Consider the following 23,858-nt stretch of genomic DNA (forward strand, 5'->3'; position numbering starts at 1 on the left):
GCTAAAGTACTCGTGAGAAGTTTTGACTTCACTCACGAGTCATAAAAAAAGCCGGACCATCTAAATTGACCCGGCTTTTTACTATGGAGTAACAGTAGCTACTTAGAAGTTGTAGTTAAAGCGCACACCGTAGCTCATTGGGGTAGAAAATGGACCAGATACCAGGCCATCACTTCCATCTGCGTAGTACGGAACAACTTCGTCAGTCAGGTTGTTACCAAAGGCTTCAACGTTCCACTGATCGTCCGGGCTTACATACTTCACAGAAGCGTTTACCATCCAGAAAGAATCGCGGCTGTCATCAAAAGCAGAAGTATCACCAGTGGGGAAGTCGTGCTTGTCAACATTCCAGTAGGTCAGATAAGACTCATCTTCCCAGTGAATACCGACAAATGGAATAATCTCCCCACCGTGAGACAGCTCAAAGGTGTGATCGTAGTTGATGGTGAAGCTGAATTCAGGTGATGCCGGCAGCTCATTACCTTTCAGATTTCGAAAAAGCCCTTCATTAGTATTGTCATGAGCTAAACCGTAATCCGAAATTTCGAATAACGCTTGGTTATTGAAATTCCAGCGGTTCTGAAAATCAGAGGTGATTTCTGTTTGCATCCAGGTAGCAAAGCCACTGATTCGGCCATTCGGATAGGGGGCCCAGTCAAACTCTAACTCTAGCCCCATAATCTCTGCGCTAGCAGCATTCTTAGTAAGGTAAATGACGACGGGCTCGGTCGTAATTTCACCTGCGTTCTCACCTTCTCGCTCTACCGCATAGTACGAGTATGCAGTATCAGGTGCAGCTAGCTGCATATCCTTATAGTCGGAGAAAAAGAAGGTACTAGCCAGATTTAGGCGACCATCCAAGAAGGTACCTTTTGCTCCTAGCTCCCAAGTAATGACCTTCTCCTCATCATAGCTAGTGTCAATTACCTGTTGAACAACCCGATTTCCCTCATCATCGTAGATGTACTCAGCCGTGTCCGGGTCTTGCTCATATTGGATGACAACATCACCCAAACCACCGGACTTAAATCCACTTGCAACATATGCATACAGCATGACTTCATCTGTCAGGTCATAATCGAGACCAATTCGAAAGTCGGATGAATCCCAGCTCTTGCTGACATCATTGTAAGTATCAATTGTATAAATTGAGCTGTCAGCAAAGTGGTTGGTCGAGAAGTTATTAAAGGTGTCCTGTAAATAGGCAGGGAAGCAGCCATACTCTTCATCTGATTCGGTGGACCAGTCTCGAGTGCAACTCAGGTTGTTACCACCTACATCACTCTTCTCATCTTCCGTATATCGACCACCAACAGTCAGGTGGAGGGTATCAGTAAGGTCATAGGTAGCCTGAGCAAATACTGCGCTGGCTTCTATAGTTCTGTCTGGCTGCCTCCAGAATACGGCATTATCTAATGAGGCCAGGAAGTAACCATTCAGATCAGTGGTCTCGTGGAAATAAAACAAACCTGTAATCCACTGTAGGGGACCATCACCTGTAGATTGCAACTGTAACTCATGGGAGTAAGAGACATTTTCTGAGTCTGTAATGCTCATACTCATATCCCAGGTATTGCGACCAGCATCAATATCAATCAGGTTGCTTCGTTCCTGAACTGCATACCCGGTGTTATACACAAACGCCATGGTATCGCTGAAATCCCAGCGGAAGTTAGAACGGAATGAAGTCATGGTGAGGTCGAGCTCACCTGGTACATTTACCGCTACGGTGTACTCATCAGCACCGGAGCCGTAATAGGTTTCACAAGTTGTTCCATCTTCGCGCTGTTCAGCCTTTTCACAGTCAATAGTGTTGATGCCGCCTGCACTACTATCCTGATAGTGTTCCGCTATGGCATACCAAGAAATATCGTCAGTCGGTTCCCATAACGCACCTATACGCACCGCCTGCTGATCAACATTCCCATAAAAATCTTCAGCATCCGCCCTAACCAGCTGATAGTCTGTGGCTCCTTCAGCATTATTCGCTTGAATAAAGGTTCTTGAAGCGTCATCAGATAAAACGCTCGCACCTAAAGAGTCAGCATCAATATAGCGATTGTCCCACTGGTTAACATCATAGTACCCGGTCAGGTAGGAGTCCCTAGTCTCGTTCATAAAGGACGCACGCAGAGCAAAGGTATCTGAAACAGGAATATTAATAACGCCTTTTACCAGCTCTTGATTCCAGCGACCCAGCTCAACTCCGACTGAACCTTCAAACTCGTCAATTACCGGTCTCTTGGAGATAACATTAATGGCACCAACAGTAGAGTTACGTCCATAAAGGGTACCCTGCGGCCCACGCATGGCTTCAACCCTTTCGGAGTCAAACATCATTGCCATAGCAGACTGGGGGCGCGAAGAATAAATACCGTCGAAGTGCAGACCAACAGCAGGGTCACCAAACTCGGTAGTGTTAGTTGAGCGCACGCCCCGCATAGAAATCACTGGGGAAGACTGGGAGGCATCATAGCCAATATCCACATTAGGAATAGTGTTGCCCAGATCTTTTACATTCTTAATACCCTGGCGGTCGAGCTCTTCCTGCGTAAATGCACTGATCGCTACGGGGGTGTCCATCAAATTGGTTTCGCGCTTGGTTGCGGTAACCGTTACTTCTTCCAACGCCCAGCCATCTTCTTGATTACTGGTTTCCTGTGCCCAGGCTGAGGCCACCGCTATATTGGCCATTGCAATCGCAAGGGTAAGTGGTTTTTTAATTGTCATTGATGTCTCTCCAATCTGCTGCAACAGGGAAGCCGGATTTGATTGTTATAAATGGCTAACCTACGGGCCGTCGGCTGTACGTCGGCTAGGTTAAAATCTCAAAAAGGAGAGTTCTGTGAAACTGAGATACGACGGGGCGGATCGCGATTAGGATCAATCGGACCTTTAAACCAATCGGAAGGCGATGTAGTACCCTAGAGGCTCTGCGGCTGCCGCAGAGCGCTAGTATGTTTTCCCTCGATAGGAAGGAATTTTAGAGCTTCATTTCAAGGCGGGTAACTCAGTACTTTAACGGGGCGGATCAACCCGATCGGTTACAGAAGTATTAACCCGAAACCAGCCTGCAATAGAGTAGCGATCCCGATTAGCTGGTAGAACTTCGTGGGGAAACTCCTCGCTCAAGAAGGTCACCACCGTTCCCATTAGCGGAGTAACTTTGGTGCCGGCCCTATCCTGCTCATCTTTGTAAAGCACAAGCTCACCAGCATCTGCAGTGTTCCAGCCTGGATTAAGGTAAACGACCAATGAAAGCACCCGATTCGCTTCTCCGCGAAATGCATCGTAGTGTCTTTTGTAATAGTCCCCAGGCCGGTAATGGGCAAAATGGCTTTCAAATGAGAAGAGCCCCAGAAAAAGACGCCTGTTAAGATAAACCTGAAGCTGGCCCGCCCAGTTGAGCCAGTCTCTTCCTGTAGCAGACTCCCCGGTAATCCAACAAATTTCATCCGTTCGCACGAATTCATTCAGTAGGTAATCGTCACCTCGCCCGATCCCTGCATCAATAAATTTCTCTGCATTCATTTCCTGCTGATAGGTAAAAAGCGCATTGGAAAGAGATTCAGGTAGTGCGGCATGGCGAATACTATAGCCCTGCTCGGTAAGATCCCTAGCGATATGTGCAAATAGAGTCTCATCGATTGTGTTATCGCCACCGAGCGACATTAACGATTTTGCTGCTACCAAGTTATTTTCCTGCTAACAATAAGAGGCGCGGCGATGGGTGGAAATTTCGCCACAAGCACTGCTTAATAATCAATCTGTATTCTTATAGAAACAGCGTAAGACCCGAGTGAGATTGCGGCCGAGGATAAGCCAGGGGCTGGAATGGGTGGCTCGGGGTGCAGGGAAAGGTAGCTCAAAGCTGCTTGAGAGTCTACGAAAGTATTGAGTGAGTCGGCTAAACCCTTCAAGAGTCCAAGCCGACTACTCAGAAGGGACGTATCCCGCCCCTAAAGATGTGATTATACCAAGACTAGAAACTATCCCCTGGCACCCTCACCCAGCCTTCCATCAGGATACGGGCACTACGGCTCATAATGGCTTTGGTGGCAACCCACTGGCCATCAACAACTTTCGCATGGGCCCCAACCCGCAATGTACCCGAGGGATGGCCAAAGCAGATGGAATTGCGATCACCCCCACCGGCGGCGAGGTTTACCAAGGTGCCGGGAATCGCCGCTGCAGTACCGATAGCCACGGCGGCAGTGCCCATCATGGCGTGGTGCAGCTTACCCATGGAGAGGGCTCGCACGAGCAAATCAATATCTTGCGCCGCTACCTTTTTTCCACTGGAGGCGATGTAGTCCTGCGGCTTGGCGACAAAGGCAATCTTCGGCGTATGTTGCCGGGCCGCGGCCTCCTCTACAGAGGAAATCAGGCCCATCTTCACCGCACCATAGGCGCGGATGGTTTCGAACATGGCGAGCGCCTTGCTATCGCCATTAATGGCATCCTGAAGCTCAGTGCCGCTATAGCCAATAGCTTCCGCATTGACGAAGATCGTGGGGATGCCGGCATTGATCATGGTCGCCTTCAGCACACCAATCCCGGGCACTTCGAGATCATCGACTGGGTTACCGGTGGGAAGCATGGCACCCTCGCCGTCCGAGGGGTCCATAAACTCAATTTCCACTTCGGCTGCCGGGAAGGTTACGCCATCCAGCTCGAAATCTCCGGTTTCCTGCACTTCACCGTTGGTAATAGGCACATGGGCGATAATGGTTTGGCCTATATTGGCCTGCCAAATGCGAACTGTACAAATACCATTCTCTGGAATCCGCGCAGCATCCACAAAGCCGCTATTAATCGCAAAGGCTCCAACAGCCGCAGTGAGATTACCGCAGTTACCGCTCCAATCGACCATGGGCTTATCGATGGAAACCTGGCCAAACAGGTAATTCACATCGTGATCGGGCTTATCACAGGCAGACAGGATCACCGTTTTGCTAGTGCTCGAAGTGGCACCACCCATCCCGTCAGTATGCTTACCGTAGGGGTCCGGGCTGCCAATTACCCGCAACAGCAAATTATCACGGGCCTCTCCCGGAACCTGCGCAACTTCGGGTAGATCCTGTAAACGGAAGAAAACGCCCTTGCTGGTGCCCCCGCGCATATAAGTCGCGGGAATTTTGACTTGAGGAGCAAATTTCAACATTTAAGCCGTCGCCTCTGCTTCGAGGAAGTCTTTAGCAAAACGCTGCAAGACGCCACCCGCCTCGTAAATGGAAACTTCTTCAGCGGTATCCAAACGGCAGGTTACCGGGGCCTCAACCATCTCACCGTTCGCACGGTGAATCAGCAAGGTCAGCGTGGCATGGGGGGTACGCTCACCGATCACGTCGAAGGTTTCGGTACCGTCGATACCCAGGGTTTCGCGAGTAGTTCCCGGCTTAAACTCTAGCGGCAACACGCCCATACCGATCAGGTTAGTGCGGTGAATACGCTCGAAGCCTTCGGCGGCAATCGCTTCTACGCCGGCCAGGCGCACACCTTTCGCGGCCCAATCACGGGAAGAGCCCTGCCCATAGTCGGCACCAGCAATGATAATCAGCGGCTGCTTCCGATCCATATAAGTCTCGATCGCCTCCCACATCCGGGTAACCTGCCCTTCCGGCTCGATACGGGCGAGAGAACCCTGGCGAATCTCGCCGCTGTCATCACGAACCATTTCGTTGAGCAGCTTCGGGTTGGCGAAAGTTGCACGCTGGGCAGTGAGGTGGTCGCCGCGGTGGGTCGCGTAGGAGTTGAAGTCCTCCTCCGGCAATCCCATTTTCGCTAGGTATTCACCGGCAGCACTGCTAGCGAGAATGGCATTGGAGGGAGACAAGTGGTCGGTAGTGATATTGTCACCCAGCACAGCCAGCGGACGCATGCCTTTCAAGCTGCGCTCGCCTGCCAGGGCACCTTCCCAATAAGGTGGGCGGCGGATATAGGTACTCATCGGGCGCCAGTCATAGAGTGCGTGGCCCTGCTCATCTGCGGCATCCCGCTCTTCGAACATGGGAATATACACATCGCGGAACTGCTGCGGCTTCACGCTCTGACGTACGATTGCATCGATCTCTTCGTCGCTAGGCCAAATGTCTTTCAGGGTAATTGGGTTGCCATCGGCATCGTATCCCAGCGCATCTTTTTCGATGTCGAAACGAATGGTGCCGGCAATCGCATAGGCAACGACTAACGGTGGTGAAGCCAGGAATGCCTGTTTGGCATAGGGGTGGATACGACCGTCGAAGTTGCGGTTTCCGGACAGGACCGCAGTAGCATACAGATCGCGATCGATCACTTCCTGCTGGATTTTCGGGTCCAGGGCACCGCTCATGCCGTTACAGGTAGTGCATGCGAAAGCCACTACACCGAAGCCCATCTGCTCCAGATCCGGTAGCAAGTCGGCCTCTTCCAGATACATTTTTACTGTTTTGGAGCCTGGAGCCAGGGAGGATTTCACCCAGGGTTTGCGGGTCAGGCCGAGCTTGTTGGCATTGCGGGCAATCAGGCCTGCGGCAATCATATTGCGCGGGTTACTGGTATTGGTGCAGCTGGTAATCGCCGCAATAATCACAGCGCCATCGGGCATCTCACCGGCTTTCTCTTCCCAGGCTTTAGCGATACCGCGATTAGCCAGTTCCGAGGCCGGTAGCAGCGCGTGAGGGTTGGAGGGGCCAGCAAGGTTGCGACCTACTGTATCCAGGTCAAACTTCAGTACGCGCTCGTACTCGGCATCCTTCAAGGTGTCAGACCAGAGGCCCGTTTCCTTGGCAAACTTCTCTACCAAAGCTACCTGCTCATCATCGCGGCCGGTGAGTTTGAGATAGTCGATGGTTTGCTCATCGATAGAGAACATGGCCGCAGTCGCGCCATACTCCGGCGTCATATTGGAAATAGTGGCGCGATCGCCCAGGGTCAGGTTGGAAGCCCCTTCACCATAGAATTCCAGGTAGGCTCCGACCACGCGCTCGCGACGCAGGAATTCAGTGAGAGCCAATACTAAGTCGGTACCAGTAATACCCGGCTGCAACTTTCCAGTGAGCTCCACTCCAACAATATGCGGCAGACGCATATAAGAGGCGCGGCCGAGCATCACGCTCTCAGCTTCCAGGCCGCCAACGCCCACAGAAATCACACCCAGAGCATCGACCATCGGCGTGTGACTGTCGGTACCAACACAGGTATCCGGGAAGGCCACGCCTTCGCGCACCTGCACCACCGGAGACATTTTCTCCAAGTTGATCTGGTGCATGATGCCGTTGCCGGGAGGAATCACATCCACATTTTCAAACGCGGTTTTGGTCCAGTTGATAAAGTGGAAGCGGTCTTCGTTACGACGCTCCTCTACCGCACGGTTTTTCTCAAAAGCATCCTTCTCAAAACCGGGGTGCTCGACCGCGAGGGAGTGATCCACAATCAACTGGGTAGGAACAACTGGATTTACCTTGGCGGGATCACCACCTTTTTCGGCAATGGCATCGCGCAGACCGGCCAGGTCCACCAGTGCGGTTTGACCAAGAATATCGTGGCACACCACTCGCGCCGGAAACCAGGGGAAGTCCAGCTCGCGTTTGCGCTCGATAATCTGCTTCAGGGAGTCGGTCAGTTTTTCCGGCTCACAGCGACGCACCAGGTTTTCCGCCAGAATACGTGAGGTATACGGCAGTTTGGCATAGGCTCCGGGCTGGATCGCGTCAACGGCGGCGCGGGTATCGAAATAATCGAGGTCGGTACCGGGCAGTGATTTGCGGTAATCAGTATTCATAGCTAGGTAAATCAGTTCAGTCGAATCTTTTTAAAATCGTGTCTCTTAAGAAAGTGGCTCCAGGTCGCCAACCAATGGCAACCTGGAGCCGGCACACCGGGTGTGCATCATTTCAGTAAGAAATGAAAATTAACCGCGCTCGGCGATAGGCGGTACTTCGCGCGGCTCAACACCTACATATTCAGCGCTCGGGCGAATAATGCGGTTGTCTGCGCGCTGCTCAAATACGTGGGCAGCCCAGCCGGTAACACGAGACATTACAAAAATCGGCGTGAACAGCTTGGTGGGAATTCCCATAAAGTGATAAGCGGATGCGTGGAAGAAGTCGGCATTACAGAACAACTTTTTCTCACGCCACATAACTTCTTCACAACGTACGGAGACCGGGTAGAGAACCTTATCGCCCACATCTTCAGACAGTTTCTCAGACCAGGCCTTGATGATCTCGTTGCGCGGATCGGACTCGCGATAAATCGCGTGGCCAAAGCCCATGATTTTCTCTTTGCGCTCCAGCATGCCCAGCAGTTCTTTCTCTGCTTCATCCGGGTTGGCAAAACGCTCGATCATTTCCATTGCCGCCTCGTTGGCACCGCCATGCAGCGGCCCACGCAGAGTGCCGATGGCACCGGTAATACAGCTAAACAGGTCAGACAAAGTAGAGGCACAAACACGGGCAGTGAAAGTGGACGCGTTAAACTCGTGCTCTGCGTAGAGGATCAGGGAAACGTTCATCACCTGCTCATGCAACTCATTGGGCTTTTCGCCACGCAGCATATGCAGGAAGTGGCCGCCGATGCTGTCGTCATCGGTATCCGTTTCGATCCGCACGTTGTCGTGGGTGAAGCGATACCAGTAGCAGATGATAGAGGGGAAAGCGGCCAGTAGGCGGTTGGCTTTTTCCAGTTGCTGGGCAAAGGACTCTTCCCCTTCCAGGTTACCCAACATGGAGCATCCGGTACGCATCACATCCATCGGGTGGGCATCGGCGGGAATGCGCTCCAGCACTTCTTTTAGCGCTTGCGGCAGGCCGCGCATACCCTTTAATAGGGCCTTATATTCCGCCAACTGGTCGCTGGTAGGCAGTTCTCCATAAAAGATCAGGTAGGCAACTTCTTCAAACTCGCAGTGTTGCGCCAGATCTTTAATATCGTAACCGCGGTAAGTGAGGCCTGAGCCGGATTTACCTACCGTGGATAACGCCGTTTTACCCGCTACCTGGCCGCGCAGTCCGGCACCACTCAATGCTTTATCTGACATCTTCCTTCTCTCCCCTAAATTGACACAGTCTCTGTGTTTATCCGAAAACCGCCGTATGAGCTGCCAAATCCGGCGGCTCATACATTTTGTAAAGTGATTTACTTCTTAAACAACTCATCGAGCTTCTGCTCGAACACGTGATAATTGAGGTAGTCGTATAGCTCCTCACGGGTCTGCATGGTGTCCACTACTGCTTTTTGGTCACCATTTTGCAGGATGCTGGAGTACACATTCTCCGCCGCACGGTTCATGGCGCGGAACGCCGACAGCGGATACAGTACGATATCTGCGCCCGCTTCACCCAACTCTTTAGCGTTATAAAGTTCGGTTTTACCAAATTCAGTGATATTCGCCAAAATGGGCACATTCAGCGCGTCTTTAAATGCGCGATAGTGCTCCAACTCAGTGACCGCCTCGGCAAAGATGCCATCGGCACCGGCTTCGATACAGGCCTGAGCACGCTCAACAGCGGCATCTAAACCCTCTTGAGCGAAGGCATCTGTGCGGGCCATGATAAAGAAGTCATCATCGGTACGCGCATCCACGGCAGCTTTGATGCGATCCACCATCTCCTGCTTGGAAACAATCTCTTTATTGGGACGGTGGCCACAGCGCTTCTGTGCCACCTGATCTTCGATATGCACCGCTGCGGCACCGGCACGAATCATTTCTTTGACAGTACGGGCGATGTTAAAAGCGCCACCCCAGCCGGTATCGATATCCACCAGCAACGGCAGCTCACTGGCCGCGGTAATACGGCGTACGTCCTCGAGCACATTGTCGAGGCTGGTCATACCCAGATCCGGCAGGCCGTAAGAGGCATTGGCAACGCCGGCACCGGAAAGGTAAATCGCCTTATGACCAATACGCTCGGCCATGATGGCGGAATAGGCATTGATGGTGCCAACCACTTGAAGCGGTTGGTTCTCGGCAAGGGCGCTGCGGAAACGCGCGCCGGCGGAAGGCTTTTGGCTCATGCTCTACCTCAGTTTATTTTCAATATTCTGCCTGGAAGCACGGATATGTCGGCGCATCAACAGCTCCGCCAATTCACCATCCCCCGCTTCTATGGCTTCGATAATGTGGCTGTGTTCGCGAAAAGCCCGCTGAGCCCTGGGGCTGGCCATGCCCAATTGGTAGCGATACATACGAACACGGTAATAAAGACGGTTGCACAGGGTGTCGATCAGCAGGTCGTTCTTGGAGGCCTGCACAATACGAAAATGGAAGTCGAAGTCCCCCTCCGGCTGGAAGTACGCCTTACCGGCTTGCAGCTCTTCCTGCTGCTCATGACGGGACAACATCTGGCGCAGTTCCAACAGGTCTTCCTCGCTGCGCTGCTCGGCGGCAAGGCGGCAGGCCATTCCCTCAAGTGCTTCTCGCACTTCGTAGAGATCTAACAGACCGCGTTCACTCAGCTCTACCACGCGAGCACCCACATTGACCCGGCGCTCCAGCAAACCCAGTGACTCCAAACGCATCAGGGCTTCACGCAAACTGCCGCGACTGGCATTGAAGCGGCGGGCCAATTCCGGCTCGCTGATTTTGCTGCCCGCGGGAATACGACCCTCCACAATTTCGCCGCGCAGGGTTAAAAACAGGCGCTCAGCAAGGCTTTGATGAGGCTCCCGCAGGGAGCTATTTACTCCAGTCGAACCCATAAGGTTTCAATATTGTCGACAATTTTTTAGGATGGCAGACCTTAAATCACTCAGACCTGAGCGTCAACTCGAATCATTGTGAACAATTGTTGACAATTTATGGCGCAAAATGACTTCTATCACAGTAGTAGTCTTGCCTCCCTTAAGTGGGCATAATAGCGCCCGCGCCAGATACGGCATGCCCTACCACCCTGGGCGCTCTATGCTTATTTGGGGTAGGGAAAAAATCCCGACGAATGAATTTTCCAAACCCCGGTACAGCGCTCATTAACAAAGGCTGCCAGCACCCAGGTTTCAGACAGAGTTATGCCTAAGAGTATTATCAGGCGATGGCTGCCAAGCCCCGAAGAAATCCGAGCCAAGAATGGGCTCAAGTTTCTGGGGACTCTTCTTCACGATCCCAATCTATTTCACCTGAACCGTCACTCGGTTTCAGTCGCTTTTGCCGTTGGCGTTTTCACCAGCTTCCTGCCGCTACCCGGTCAAATGGTTATTGCCGCACTACTGGCCCTCTGGCTGCGCTGTAATCTGCCGCTGTCCATCATCCTGGTATGGATTAGTAATCCGATCACCATGCCCGCGATTTTCTACAGCACTTACAAGCTGGGCGCCTGGATTCTGGGCACCCCCCCGGTGGACTTTGATATTGAGCTCTCTTGGGAGTGGCTTACGGACGAGGTTGGTAAAATCTGGATGCCGCTGTTTTTTGGCTCGGTATTGGCGGGGGTTTTCTTTGCCACTGTCGCCTATTTTTCCATGCGCGCCCTATGGCGCTGGCACGTGGTAAAACGCTGGAAGCTGCGTATAGAGCGCCGCTCTGCGGTCAGCAGCTGATCTTACTGTTGCAATACCTGCCAACACAAAACAAAGCCGCGGCTTCCGCGGCAATCGACAGCAGTGCCGGTAGGGCTTGATCCGTAAGGCTTCCCAGTCCTAGAGCTGTAAATGTACCGACCTGAAAGGAAATGGCAGCTGCCTTGCCCCTATCTCCCGAGGCGGTTAAGGCTACCATCCAGACCACTACCAGGGCTGAGGTCATGGCGCCAAGGCATACCAACCACAACGGAAAAATCTGCCAACCCTCGGCATAGCAAACCGTTCCCTCGCGCATGCCATCCGGGCAAAAGGTCTTTATCCGCCAGCTTTCAAATTTCAGACTTACTAACTTACTATAAAGAACAAGAATCCAAGAGATGACTGCCGCTGGCAGCGGCAGTAACTTGCGCAATATCTGTTGAGCCCTGATCAGCACCAGCCGTTTATTCGTTGCGCAATGCCGCAGCGGGCTGCACGCGACTGGCCTGGAGAGCGGGATAGAGCGTGGCCAGCAGGCTAAGCAGGAAACCCGCGCCAACCACCAGAGCCACATCAGCCCAGGAAAGCTCCGATGGCAGATAATCTACCGGATAGACATCAGACTTTAGAAACTGGATGCCGAACGTGGATTCAAGACCCGCCACCAGGTCAGTTACCGTCAGCGACGCCAAAATTCCCAGTGCACCACCAACGAGCGCACCAACCAATCCCACTAACGCTCCCTGACTGACGAAGGTGAGAAGAATCTGCCGGGTGCTGGCACCCATAGTGCGCAGAATGGCGATATCCGTATGCTTGTCGATTACCACCATCACCAGGGTCGAGACCACGTTGAATGCGGCAATGGCGATGATCAACAGCACCAGTAGTCCCACCAGATTGCGAGACATCTGAATCGCTTGGTAGAGATTACCGTGAGTGCGACTCCAATCCGTGCCGTAGTAGCCATCGCGGGGCAGTTCTTTCAGCAATCTCCGCATAATCCAATTGGCTTCCAGCATCTCGGTCACACGCAGTTGTATGCCAGCGCCACCTTTTTTGCCGGCCAGCCCCTGGGCCTGCTCCCAGGAAACCAGCGCTAGAGACTGATCCAGAACCGTTCCCGAGTGAAAGACTTCCGCCACCTTGAAGCCGGCCACGTGAGCGGCACGACGGCCACCTGAGGCGGCATCGTTGTTCGGTACTATCAAAGACAGGTAATCGCCCTGCTCCACTCCCAGTTTTTCCGCAATACCACGCCCAAGAATCACCCCCGGCTCGGAATCATCGAGTATCGCAGGAAAGGCATTCGGGCTGAGGAAATCACTGATGTTTGACACATTAACGATGGTGTCCGGGTTGACTCCCTGTACCAACAGTGGTGTTACCTCACTGCCACGACGGGCTAGCGCGTTCACCTGCCAAACTTCCGCTGCAGACTCCACCTGGGCATCCGCCGCCAGCTGATCGCGCAAAGCGGGCCAATCCACCTCCGCAGTGGCGTTATAGAGAGTAGCATGGGGCATAATGCCGAGAATGCGCTCACGCAGCTCGCGATCGAAACCATTCATGACTGACATCACCACGATCATCAGGGCAACGCCAAGCACCAGGCCAATCATCGACAGACCAGAGATAAAAGAGACCAGGCCGGCGGAGTCATCGCTGCGGCGCTGGGCTCCCGCGTAACGCAGGCCGATAAAGGCGGGGAGCGGCTTAAACATGATCACCCTGGTGCCAGTCACTGAGAAGCTCACCATCCACCAAGTGCAGGCAGCGGTCCAAGGCCGCAGCAAGATCCGGGTCGTGGGTGACAATCACAAAACTGATCCCCATCTCGCGATTGAGCCGGTCCATCAACTTGTGAATCTCCCCTGCCGTCGCTCTATCCAGGTTTCCGGTGGGCTCATCCATCAGCACACAGGCCGGGCGAGTCACCAGTGCCCGTGCAATCGCCACGCGCTGGCGCTCACCACCGGATAGCTGTGAGGGTTTATGGCCAATTCTTTCCCCGAGACCCACCGCTTCAAGCATGGATTTGGCCTCGGCTCGGGCATTCGCCACACTGTGCTTGCCTATCAGCAATGGCATAGCCACGTTTTCCAATGCGGTAAATTCGTTGAGCAGATGGTGAAACTGGTAGACAAAACCGAGACTGCTATTGCGCAGCCAACCGCGCTCATTGGCATTGAGTGTCGCCAGGTTCTGGCCAGCCACCCAAACCTCTCCCGTACTCGGCGTATCCAGCCCGCCGAGTAAATTGAGCAGGGTAGACTTGCCAGAGCCAGAGGCCCCCACGATGGCGAGCTTCTCGCCCCGCTCTACCTGAAGCTCTACTCCACGCAGAACCTCAAGGTCCCTGCCCCCCTGGCGATAACTCTTGCGCAACTGGCGACAGGCCAGAACGGCATCACCGGGAGCCTGCGCCGGTCTCGCTTGCTCGGCGTCTATTTCCACTCGACTATTCATCAATATTTGCCGCTTCCAAATTCTAAGAAATTACTTTGCAAACCAATCATATCTATTTGATTTACAAAAACTTTATTCATACCGTAAAGCTTCAGCCGGCTCGATTTGCGCCGCCCGCCACGCGGGGAACAGTGTCGCTAGCAAGCTCATACAGACAGCGGCGGATAACACCACTACCGCATCGCCCAAACGAAACTCCGACGGCAGATAGCTCACGAAAAATACCCGCGGATCAAATATCTTGGCACCCAGTAGATTCTCGACCCAGCTCACCATTTCGGTGAGATTGAGCGCAACCAGGATTCCCAGCAAGGCGCCACTGAAGGCACCGATCAACCCAATAGCACTCCCCTGCACGACGAACACCACCATAATCTGGCGGGATGTGAGCCCAAGTGTCCTGAGTACGGCGATATCGGAGCGCTTGTCCGCCACCATCAGCACCAGGGCTGAGACAATATTGAAGGCTGCCACGGCCACGATGATCATCAACATCAAAGTGACCACCGTCTTTTCCATCTTCACCGCCTGGAACAAGCTCCCCTGGGAATGACTCCAGTCCTCCCCACTGAACCCCTCACCGAGATTCGCGGCATAGGGCTCGACCCTGCCCAGGGCATTGTCCATATCGTCAAAACGCAGCTGCAGCCCCTGCACCTTGCCGGACATGCGCATCAGCCGGGCCGCGTCCTCAACATGCATCAGTGCCACATTCTGGTCTACCTGGGCACCTACTGAGAAAACACCGGCGACGGTAAAGCGTTTGGTACGCGGGAAGATGCCAGCGGGAGTAACCACGACTTCAGGCAGGGTCAGAATGACGGATTCACCGGGCATCACATTGAGCTGCTGGGCGAGGATACGGCCGAGCACGATGCGGTAACTGCGCGGCTGCAGCTCATCCAGGCTGCCCATCACCATGTTCTCACCCACTTTGGAGACGTTGCGCAGTGCCTCGGGATCAACACCCTGGAACTCAACTCCGTGGCTGTCGCCGTAGGCGCTCAACAGGGCAAATCCTTTCACAAAGGGACTCACCGCCTCCACATGGGGCTGCTGCACTAGCTTTTCGGCCACGCCCTGCCACTCCTGCAGGCCGCCTTCACGCTCGACAAAGCCATGGGGCACCACGCTCAATATCCGTGTTTTTAGCTCACGATCGAAGCCGTTCATGACTGAAGTCACGACGATCAAGGCAAAAACACCCAGCGCCATGCCAACCAGGGAGAAGCCGTTGATAAAGGAAATAAACTGCTGCCTGCGGCGGGCAGCGACATATCTCAGGCCAATAAAAAGGGGGACAGGTTTTAACATAGAGCCGATTTAAACGGAAAATAGTCAAGAAATCCAAGGATTTAAGCAACATCAACGCTTAGAGAACGTTTTTAACTTCGCTCGCAGATTTTGCAGTTCTGTCTCATTCCAGCCTGGGGGCTCGGTCAGGGCTATCCAAGCGAGGGTATATCCCTCTGCAGAATAGCGGTGCCCAAAATCCTTCGGTGTCACCCCAACATTAAAGTCCGCCAGCAACTGCAACATAGTGACAACAGGAAACCAGCGCAGATCCGGAGAGACATCGGGCCCCCTCGGGTGCTCCAGCCAGTCGGGCCTGCGAAGCGCCGAACGCCAATCAAAAAAGACGATTGGATCACTGGCGTGCTGGAGAAAAGCGATACGGAATTTACCCCAGGGCTCTTGCCCCAAATAACCACCGTATTGGTTGCCGAAGCGCACCACCTTCCCTCCCCTAAACTGGGGAAGCCAGGCCAGCGAGCCTGGATCGCGGTTATCAGTAATCACCCTCCAAGCTTTCATACTAAAAGGCGGCCCGGCCCAGAGCGCACCATCAATGGGGTTATCGATAATATCGTAGAACTCAAATGCGTCTTCAGACAGCTTTGCCCCCAAACTCAGTCCATATAGATAAAGCCTGGGGCGCTTGCTCACAGGCAACTCTTTCCAGTAATCGTAAATCACCTTGAACAGTGAGCGTGCTGAGGTTCTGATATATTTATTGTCGGTAAATAGCGCGCTCGGACCTGGTAAATATGAATACTGAACTGCGACTGTAGCCACATCACCCCGGTATAAGAACTCAAGTGAATTCACGGCACCCGGGTCTATCCAGCCATCTCCCACGGGAGTTGCGATCAACAAAATTTCCCGCTCAAATGCCCCGAGCCGCTTTAGCTCCTCAAGCGCCAAGAGTGCACGTTGTTGTGGAGTATCCGCAGAGTGTATGCCCACATAAACTCTGATAGGGTCGATTCCTTCTCCAGCAACCTCCCGAATATCCTCGACAGTGGGTCCAAGCGTCAGAAATCGGCGCCCTTCATGCCCGACACTGCCCCAGGACAGAAACGAGTCCGCCCCACCTGTCTCACTGGGGTTCTCTGGGGGCGGCAGGTTCTCAGCAATAATCAAATCCAGCTTTTCAGAGATGATTGAAATCGTATATAGACCCGCTTGAAGCAGCACCCCACTCAACACGCTCCAATAAATCAATAGCGCGATAAGTAACCCCGTGAGCATTGCCACTCGCTCTGGAATAACCTCTTCCAACCGAGCAGACACCGCGAGAACTATCTTACGGAAACCTTTACCGATCATCCTGAAGAGTAGAAACACACAGAACGCAACAGCTCCGATCGTAGCAGGGCCAACGCCGGTAACCGATGGCATCCCCATTAACGAGCGCACCGAGTTCTGCCAGTCTGTCCCTTGCCAGAGAAACCCAAAAATCAGGCTGGCGCCAATGAGAATCACCAAGATCCTCAATCTAAGTTGTTGCTGATTGGTTATCGGGGGATCAGGAATCCCTAAATACTTCCAAATCCAGCGGAAAAGCACGCCCAAAGAATAGCCGATGGTGAAGGCGACGCCGGAAAGGATGCCCTGAACTAAGGAACTGCGGGGAATTAGCGAAGGAGTTAGGCTTAGTGCGAAAAAAATTGCACCAAGCAACAGGCCAGCAAATGAAAAAGCAACCGTTGTTCGCATCCATGCCTGCCCGCGCGACCAAGATATTCGTCAAACTAGCACAGCACCCACCCCACCTGAATCAGCCCCGGCATTTCCATATTTTCAACGCACCGGGTAGGTTCTGAGCTTTTCCCGCAGACGCTTTAGCTCCTCATCGCTCCAGTCAGGTGGCTCCGTTAGCGCCATCCATGCGAGGAGATATCCATCGGGAGAATAGCGATGACCAAACGCCAGTGGCGCAATCCCCAGATTCAGGTCTGCCAGCAGCTGCAGCATGGTGACGATTGGAAACCAGTGAAGATCGGGCGAGACATCCGGCCCCCGGGGGCGCTCCAGCCAGTCGGGCTTTCGTAACATCCAGCGAAAATCGAAGAAAACAATGGGGTCACTGGCATGTTGTAAGAAGGCAATGCGGAAACGCCCCCAAGGCTCCTGCCCCAAATAGCCGCCATACTGATTGCCAAAGCGCACAACCTCCCCCCCTTTAAATTGCGGCAGCCAGGCGGGAGTACCGGGATCACGGTTGTCCGTTATTGTGCGCCAGATACCGGAACCAAATGGCGGCCCAGCCCAGAGTACGCCATCAATAGGGTCATCGATGATGTCATAGAAATCAAAGGAGGCTTCAGACAATTGAGCGCCAAGGCTCAAGCCAAAAAGATATAACCTGGGGCGTGTTTCGACCGGCAAATCTTCCCAATATTCGTAGATCACCTTAAATAGTGCCCTAGCCGATTCCACGCCGTATCGGTTATCGGTTAAAAATGCAAAAGGGCTTGGCAGGTAGGAGTATTGTGTGGCGACACTAGCCACATCCCCCCGATATAGGTACTCCAAAGAATTCACCGCCCCAGGGTCCAGCCAGCCTTCACCGGTGGGGGTCGCGATCAGTAAAATCTCTCTCTCAAAAGCATTGAGGCGCTTCAGTTCGGCCAGGGCCAAAAAGGCCCGCTGTAAGGGGGTCTCTGCCGCACGCAGCCCAACAAAAACTCTGATCGGTTCTTTGCCCAACCCGGCAACTTCACGAATGTCTTCAACGCTGGGCCCAAGTGTCAGAAACCGCCGCCCCTGATGCCCAACCGACTTCCAGGATAAAAGAGAATTGGCTCCCCCCACTTTATATGGGGCCTCAGGTGCCTTTAGCCCCTCCGCAATAACCTGGTCGTGCCTTTCCCAAATGATTGAGATGGTATGTAGCGTCGCTTTTAGAAGTACCCCATTCAAAATACTCCAGTACAGCGCTAGCGCTACGACTAGCCCCGTGAGCAAAGCCACCCTCTCGGGGATATGCCTGGCGAGGTGCTGGGAGACAGCGAGAATAATATGCCGAAACCCCCTCCCCAATAGCCAGAAAGTTAAGAAGATAAGCAGGGCCACCGACCCTACGGTAAAGGGACCAATCCCGGAAACCGGTTGCATGCCCATCAGGGCGCGCACCGAGTTCTGCCAGTGAGCACCCTGCCAGAGGAAAATAACGATCAGATAAATGCAGGCAACCAGCGCCAAGCGCTTGAGCACTTTGCGCTGCCCGTGGTTCAGAGGAATGTCGGGAAGCTCAAGGTAGTTCCACAGCCAGTGCAAAAACACACCGATGACATAGCCGAAAGTGAAGGATGTTCCTGCCAGAGCTCCCTGTATTAAGGTACTGCGTGGAGTCAGTGAGGGAGTGAGGGATAGAGCAAAGAGAATGGCGCCTAGCAATAGCCCCAGAACTGAGAAGGTTTTTGAGAGTCGCATCCATGCTCGCCCGCAGGACCAAGCCCAGTTGTCAGCCTAGCACACACATTCACAGCCCTCGCGAACCTTTTTCCCTCTTCAAGGCGCCTTCATCGGTATAAAAACGTGAAGAAGTCCAAGTGTTTTGGCATTTTTTCTGTTCTAATGGCCTGGCGTATTCGAACACTTAAATCGGAGAACAATAAATGTTCAGCAGAAATCGCAACGGAGTGGCCCGAATTGCTGGTACCGTGGCACTTCTTTTGGCATTTGGCGCTCAGGCAAAACCCCTGGAGATTCCTGTGGGCTCCCAGGGCAGTGAGCTTTCCTTTGGTGAGGCTCGCGGAATGAAGAAAAACGATATCAGCACGCGCCTGGGTGAGCCCCTCAGTATCAAGGGCCCAATTGGTGAGCCCGCTATTACCCGCTGGGAATACAGCGACTTCTATGTCTTTTTCGAACGGGATACTGTGCTCCACACGGTGAAAAAGCCGCGCGGCTGAGATTGTATTGCATCGGGCTAGGCGTCAAATTCTTACCTGGCCCCTCCTCCCTTTCTTTGGCGAACAGCCCTGTTCCCCCTCCCCGCTACCTAAGGGACTGGATTTCCCCTCGGCAAAAGGTCAATATGCCCGCCGTAACTTCACCTTGGTGGAGTGGTCAGCTTTTAGGCAAGTTGACAGAACACCACCTTCAGGACCAGCGAGAAACCGATAGAAAATGACAGTAAAAGTCGAATCCGTAGATAGCCTATTGAAATCCAGCGGCCGCGAGGGCGAAGAAGTTCGCGTGCAAGGCTGGATCAGAACCCGTCGCGACTCCAAAGCCGGCCTTTCTTTCCTGGCGGTGCACGACGGCAGCTGCTTTGACCCTATTCAAGTAGTTGCAGAGAATCACCTGCACAATTACCAGTCTGAAGTACAGCGCCTGACCACCGGCTGCGCGGTGGATATTGTTGGCACCATCAAGCCTTCAGAGGGCAAGGGCCAATCGATTGAGTTGTTAGCTTCCGAAGTTCAAGTGGTCGGCTGGGTGGAAGACCCGGACACCTACCCCATGTCCCCCAAGCGCCACACCATGGAGCACCTGCGCGAGCATGCGCACCTGCGGGTTCGCACTAATGTCAGCGGCGCGGTGGCCCGTGTGCGCAACTGTATTGCCCAGGCAATTCACCGCTTCTACCACGAGAACGGCTTTAACTACGTACACACGCCCATTCTCACCGCCTCAGACTGTGAAGGTGCCGGTGAAATGTTCCGGGTCAGTACCCTGGACATGGAAAACCTGCCGCGCAACGAGCAGGGTGCCATTGATTACAGCAAGGACTTTTTCGGCGAAGAGAGCTACCTTACCGTATCCGGCCAGTTGAATGTGGAGAGCTACTGCCTGGCTCTGTCCAAGGTTTACACCTTTGGCCCCACTTTCCGTGCGGAAAACTCCAACACTACCCGCCACTTGGCCGAATTCTGGATGGTTGAGCCGGAAGTTGCCTTTGCCGATTTGGCCGATATCGCCGATCTGTCTGAGCAAATGCTGAAATATGTATTCAAGGCGGTGCTCGAAGAGCGCGCCGACGATATGGCCTTCTTCGCCCAGCGTATCGATAAAGAGGCCATTAGCCGCCTGGAGAATATCATCGGAAATGATTTCGCCCGCATCAACTACTCCGATGCCATCGAAATTCTGGAAAACTGCAACGAGAAGTTCGAGTTCCCCGTTTCCTGGGGTATCGACCTGGCCTCCGAGCACGAGCGCTACCTGGCCGAGAAGCACTTTAAGAAGCCGGTTATTGTTCTGAACTATCCGAAGGACATCAAAGCCTTCTATATGCGCATGAACGACGACGGCAAAACCGTGGCCGCCATGGATGTACTGGCTCCCGGTATCGGTGAAATTATCGGTGGTGCCCAGCGTGAAGAACGACTGGAAAAGCTCGACGAGCGCATGGACGAAATGAACATCCCCAAAGAGCACCTCGATTGGTACCGCGACCTGCGCCGCTATGGCACAGTGCCTCACGCGGGCTTTGGCCTGGGCTTCGACCGCATCGTCTCCTACGTGACCGGTATGGGTAACATCCGCGATGTTATTCCCTTCCCCCGCACACCCAAGAACATCTCGTTCTGATGAAAAAGCCCCGCTCTGCGGGGCTTTTTTCTTGCACTGGCAAAAACCTCACTCCCAATCAGGTCGATAGACCTATCGCCGATGCAATAATGTCATCACTGGCCTTCTCACTGATCATATAGACCGGCACTACGATAAAGAAGCCGGGAATACGCGGAAATACCGAAGCGTCTACCACTCGCAAATTATTGGTGCCATGCACACGGAATTTACTATCGACCACAGCCATAGGGTCGCTGGAAGGCCCCATTTTGTTGGAGCAGGAAGCGTGATGGCCCCACGCCTGATTTTTAACAAACTGACCAACCTGTTGATCGGTCTGTACCTCACTACCGGGCAATAGCTCTTTGGATACACGCTTGCTAACAATCGGCCCGGACATAATATCCCGGGAAATTTTAACTCCCTCGACCACCGCCTGCAGATCCTCCTCAAAGGCCCCATTTCCCTCATCAAAATAGTGAAAATTAATCTCCGGAGTATCTTGCGGATTTGCTGAGCGTAAGGTTACCCGACCAGCGGTATTATTGGTGTGACCTTTAAGTACAATCCAGGAGAAACGATCTTTGTACTCCCTCAACGCTTGGGAATAACCTGGGAAGTAACCGTGAAAGTCAGAGGGTGCACCAAAAATAAACAAATCGGGATCTGGTAAATCGGGGCGGGAACGCTTCACTAGAGACAGTACAGGGCCATTGCCACTATATGGACCTTTATTCAGCCAGCCGTAGCGATATCGGTTCAAACAGGGGTCACCCTGCTCGCCCCAGGTACAATCTTTGAGAAGAGCCAGATCCTCAGCCATCTCACTCACGACACCCACTTCGTAGCGATCCTGCAGGTTTTCACCGACACCAGGCAAATTTACCACCTGATCAATACCGTGCTGTAGCAGCTCCTGGCTTGGGCCAACTCCAGATAACTTCAATAGTTGAGGACTGTTAAATGCACCTCCAGACAGAATCACTTCCCTACTGGCCCTTACCTGGCGCATTACGCCAGCCGAGCCCGAACCATCGTGATAGGGGTCCGCCTTATAGAGGCTCGCCCCTTCCATAAACTCCACACCAACAGCTGTTTTTCCATCAAACATCACCCGGGTTGCCAATGCATTTGTACGTATATGCAACAGGCTCGGATAGATACTTTGGGTGTCCAAAAGGTGCTCGCGGACACTCTTGCGACGACTTCTACTATCTGCAGCCATCGGGGCAATAAAAGGACCTTCCTGCCCTGAGGCTACATCCCAGTGATTTATATCCAAGCGCAGGTTGCCTGAAATAATCTGTTCGAGAGCGCCCTCTAACCCATATTTCGCCAACGCCGCCTTGACAATTTTTAATATCGCCGGGTCTTCCAGCAATAAAGCAGGGTTACCTCTATTGGTAGGCAACCATCCATCAAAGCCATGGCGAGAGGGGTTCGAAAAAATGGGACGGGGAATATATTGGCAACGTTCAAGCCGCTCAAAATATCGCCGCATATTGCCGCTTGCCCAACTACTATCCCCGGTGGCCTGGGCGATGCGATCAAAGTCATTATTATGAGGATAAACTGTAATCAGCGCATGATGTGTGGTGCAGCCACCTATGGTACTGGCCCGAGGGTATAAAATACCTTTACCCGGGATATATTTGTCATCCAACTGCTGTTGATTGATATCCCCATAGTGTTTAACGAAAAAGTCCCAGCTCAGCTTGCGGTCCTCGGATGCAAATGGGTGCCAGGCGGGAATATTATGAGTGTCATCACTAGGGTCATTAGCACCGGCTTCAAGTACCAATACCGAAAAACCGGCTCTTGCGAGGTTTGCTGCCAGCGGTCCGCCACCTGCGCCTGAACCAACTATCACATAATCGTAAGTATCATAAAACTGGTTGGAACTGCCTGAAAATGCTGAGCCCAATCCGGAAGTAACAGCCCCAGCCGCCAAACCCGCTTGAATAGCGCGCTTGGTAAAAGTTCTTCGGCTAACGCCTTCCGTACCCTTTCTTTTGTCGGGTGTTTTTTTTCTATCCATACTGGTTATTCGCTCTAACGTTTTTAAGATTGCATTGAGTGCTTGGGAGTGTGAAAACGGTACAACCTGATAAAACCAACCACTGGAAAACCACCACTAAAGCTCCTCAAGCCTATCTACAGCAGCCCTTTAAGCAATCATGGAAGCACTGTTTTAAAACGGGCATCTCAAAAAAAGACAAATAACAAGACTCAAAATAAAACGGGCACCTCCCTATACCCAAACCATCACAGCTTCCACTCAAGAAACTGCAACCCATAAATAGAAAAAACTTGACTCATCAAAAAATTCTTCTCAGAAAGTTATCAATCACTAACATTACCAACAGTCCAAAATACAAATCGGCGGACAAAAAGCCAGCCTGTTATTAGGCGGTTTTATTTGATTATTTTTTGCACCCAATCATCCCTTGGTTACAAATAGCGACAAACAATCAATCGGTGAGAAAAAAACACACGAAAATTTTCAAATTTTATACAATATTACTACAAAACGACCGTACTTGTTGCGCCAAACGCTGAGGCGCAGTTATGATTAAGATCAACAAGCATAAAAAATAAAAGAAATATTTTTGCTTTTAGAATCAGGAAGAAGCAAAAACAAGATGTTTAGCTGAAAAAACGTCAATAACAACAAAAATACCAACCCCGACAGTTTTTTATAGGAAGAGCAAGATGTCCCTCAGAGAAATGTATATCGATTCAAATTGTTTGCCTAAATTTGGCCGCTTCGAGCAAAAAGAAAACTTCGGATTTCTCATATCCAAACTGGATACAACCTTCCTGAATAACAGAACTATTATTATTGCAAACGGCAAAGGAATACGAGTCTTTGACCAAAAAAGCATCAACCAATCAACCCTGAATGGTTGGGTCTGTCGCTTTCCAGCGAGCACAAAACTCCCTAACGGCCTTAAAATTACTGAACACACCTCTGGTCAATATTTTATTTCCCCTGAAAGGAACATGACTACTGAGCGCTTTATAGAACTCCTCAAGGAAATGTCTCTCAGCGCAATAACATTATTTAAGCATTCTGATAAAGCAGTTTAAATCCACACATAAGCAGA

The 23,858-nt window shown here is 52.5% G+C and carries 18 protein-coding genes; 4 read left to right on the forward strand and 14 right to left on the reverse strand.

Features of this window, described 5'->3' with window-relative positions; translation table 11 throughout:
* Positions 1–102: 102 nt before the first annotated feature.
* The 7 genes from ACJJID_RS08095 to ACJJID_RS08125 all read right to left on the reverse strand — a co-directional run bounded on the left by ACJJID_RS08095 (position 103) and on the right by ACJJID_RS08125 (position 10,680).
* Complete coding sequence (locus ACJJID_RS08095; RefSeq protein WP_444922265.1) at positions 103–2,730, reverse strand: TonB-dependent receptor; 2,628 nt, start codon at positions 2,728–2,730, stop codon at positions 103–105.
* 288 nt (positions 2,731–3,018) lie between these two features.
* Complete coding sequence (locus ACJJID_RS08100; RefSeq protein ID WP_444922266.1) at positions 3,019–3,693, reverse strand: 2OG-Fe(II) oxygenase; 675 nt, start codon at positions 3,691–3,693, stop codon at positions 3,019–3,021.
* Between the two features lie 289 nt (positions 3,694–3,982).
* A complete protein-coding gene (prpF, locus tag ACJJID_RS08105; protein WP_444922267.1) occupies positions 3,983–5,164 on the reverse strand; it encodes a 2-methylaconitate cis-trans isomerase PrpF in 1,182 nt (393 codons plus the stop codon).
* Positions 5,165–7,762: a Fe/S-dependent 2-methylisocitrate dehydratase AcnD gene (gene acnD, locus ACJJID_RS08110; RefSeq protein WP_444922268.1), complete on the reverse strand. Its 2,598-nt coding sequence runs from the start codon at positions 7,760–7,762 to the stop codon at positions 5,165–5,167.
* Positions 7,763–7,891: 129 nt separating this feature from the next.
* Positions 7,892–9,019, reverse strand: a complete 1,128-nt coding sequence (gene prpC, locus ACJJID_RS08115) for a bifunctional 2-methylcitrate synthase/citrate synthase (protein WP_444922269.1) — start codon at positions 9,017–9,019, stop codon at positions 7,892–7,894.
* Between the two features lie 98 nt (positions 9,020–9,117).
* Positions 9,118–9,996 (reverse strand): methylisocitrate lyase, encoded by an 879-nt coding sequence (prpB, locus tag ACJJID_RS08120; RefSeq protein ID WP_444922270.1) that lies wholly within the window; start codon positions 9,994–9,996, stop codon positions 9,118–9,120.
* A 3-nt stretch (positions 9,997–9,999) separates the two neighbouring features.
* Entirely contained in the window at positions 10,000–10,680 is a 681-nt protein-coding gene (locus ACJJID_RS08125; protein ID WP_444922271.1) for a GntR family transcriptional regulator, read from the reverse strand.
* A 306-nt stretch (positions 10,681–10,986) separates the two neighbouring features.
* Here ACJJID_RS08125 and ACJJID_RS08130 point away from each other — a divergent pair, with 306 nt between their 5' ends.
* The gene (locus tag ACJJID_RS08130; RefSeq protein ID WP_152453710.1) at positions 10,987–11,514 is read left to right on the forward strand and encodes a DUF2062 domain-containing protein; all 528 of its coding nucleotides are present in this window, start codon (positions 10,987–10,989) and stop codon (positions 11,512–11,514) included.
* On the opposite strand, the gene ACJJID_RS08135 is transcribed toward ACJJID_RS08130, so the two are convergent.
* From ACJJID_RS08135 to ACJJID_RS08160, 6 genes are all read right to left on the reverse strand, one after another.
* Positions 11,504–11,908, reverse strand: a complete 405-nt coding sequence (locus ACJJID_RS08135) for a hypothetical protein (protein WP_444922272.1) — start codon at positions 11,906–11,908, stop codon at positions 11,504–11,506. The two genes, ACJJID_RS08130 and ACJJID_RS08135, sit on opposite strands and share 11 nt — an antisense overlap.
* Positions 11,909–11,939: 31 nt before the next feature.
* Positions 11,940–13,199 carry a lipoprotein-releasing ABC transporter permease subunit gene (locus ACJJID_RS08140; protein WP_444922273.1) on the reverse strand — a complete coding sequence of 420 codons (1,260 nt, stop codon included), beginning with the start codon at positions 13,197–13,199 and terminating at the stop codon, positions 11,940–11,942.
* Positions 13,192–13,944: a lipoprotein-releasing ABC transporter ATP-binding protein LolD gene (gene lolD / locus ACJJID_RS08145; protein WP_152453712.1), complete on the reverse strand. Its 753-nt coding sequence runs from the start codon at positions 13,942–13,944 to the stop codon at positions 13,192–13,194. The genes ACJJID_RS08140 and lolD overlap by 8 nt, the downstream gene beginning before the upstream one ends.
* A 72-nt stretch (positions 13,945–14,016) precedes the next feature.
* Entirely contained in the window at positions 14,017–15,258 is a 1,242-nt protein-coding gene (locus tag ACJJID_RS08150; RefSeq protein WP_444922274.1) for a lipoprotein-releasing ABC transporter permease subunit, read from the reverse strand.
* Between the two features lie 51 nt (positions 15,259–15,309).
* Positions 15,310–16,944, reverse strand: coding sequence for an alpha/beta hydrolase (locus ACJJID_RS08155; RefSeq protein ID WP_444922275.1), 1,635 nt, complete (start codon positions 16,942–16,944; stop codon positions 15,310–15,312).
* An 84-nt stretch (positions 16,945–17,028) separates the two neighbouring features.
* Complete coding sequence (locus ACJJID_RS08160; RefSeq protein WP_444922276.1) at positions 17,029–18,663, reverse strand: alpha/beta hydrolase; 1,635 nt, start codon at positions 18,661–18,663, stop codon at positions 17,029–17,031.
* Between the two features lie 185 nt (positions 18,664–18,848).
* Between ACJJID_RS08160 and ACJJID_RS08165 the strand changes: the two genes are divergently transcribed.
* Together ACJJID_RS08165 and asnS are read left to right on the forward strand one after the other, a co-directional pair.
* A complete protein-coding gene (locus ACJJID_RS08165; protein ID WP_152453716.1) occupies positions 18,849–19,145 on the forward strand; it encodes a hypothetical protein in 297 nt (98 codons plus the stop codon).
* 217 nt (positions 19,146–19,362) lie between these two features.
* Positions 19,363–20,769, forward strand: coding sequence for an asparagine--tRNA ligase (gene asnS / locus ACJJID_RS08170; RefSeq protein ID WP_444922277.1), 1,407 nt, complete (start codon positions 19,363–19,365; stop codon positions 20,767–20,769).
* Positions 20,770–20,827: 58 nt separating this feature from the next.
* On the opposite strand, the gene ACJJID_RS08175 is transcribed toward asnS, so the two are convergent.
* Positions 20,828–22,789: a GMC family oxidoreductase gene (locus ACJJID_RS08175; protein WP_444922278.1), complete on the reverse strand. Its 1,962-nt coding sequence runs from the start codon at positions 22,787–22,789 to the stop codon at positions 20,828–20,830.
* A gap of 674 nt (positions 22,790–23,463) precedes the next feature.
* On the opposite strand from ACJJID_RS08175, the gene ACJJID_RS08180 reads away from it, so the two are divergent.
* The gene (locus ACJJID_RS08180) at positions 23,464–23,841 is read left to right on the forward strand and encodes a hypothetical protein (RefSeq protein WP_444922279.1); all 378 of its coding nucleotides are present in this window, start codon (positions 23,464–23,466) and stop codon (positions 23,839–23,841) included.
* Positions 23,842–23,858: the final 17 nt, after the last annotated feature.

Source organism: Microbulbifer sp. CnH-101-G, assembly GCF_052466775.1.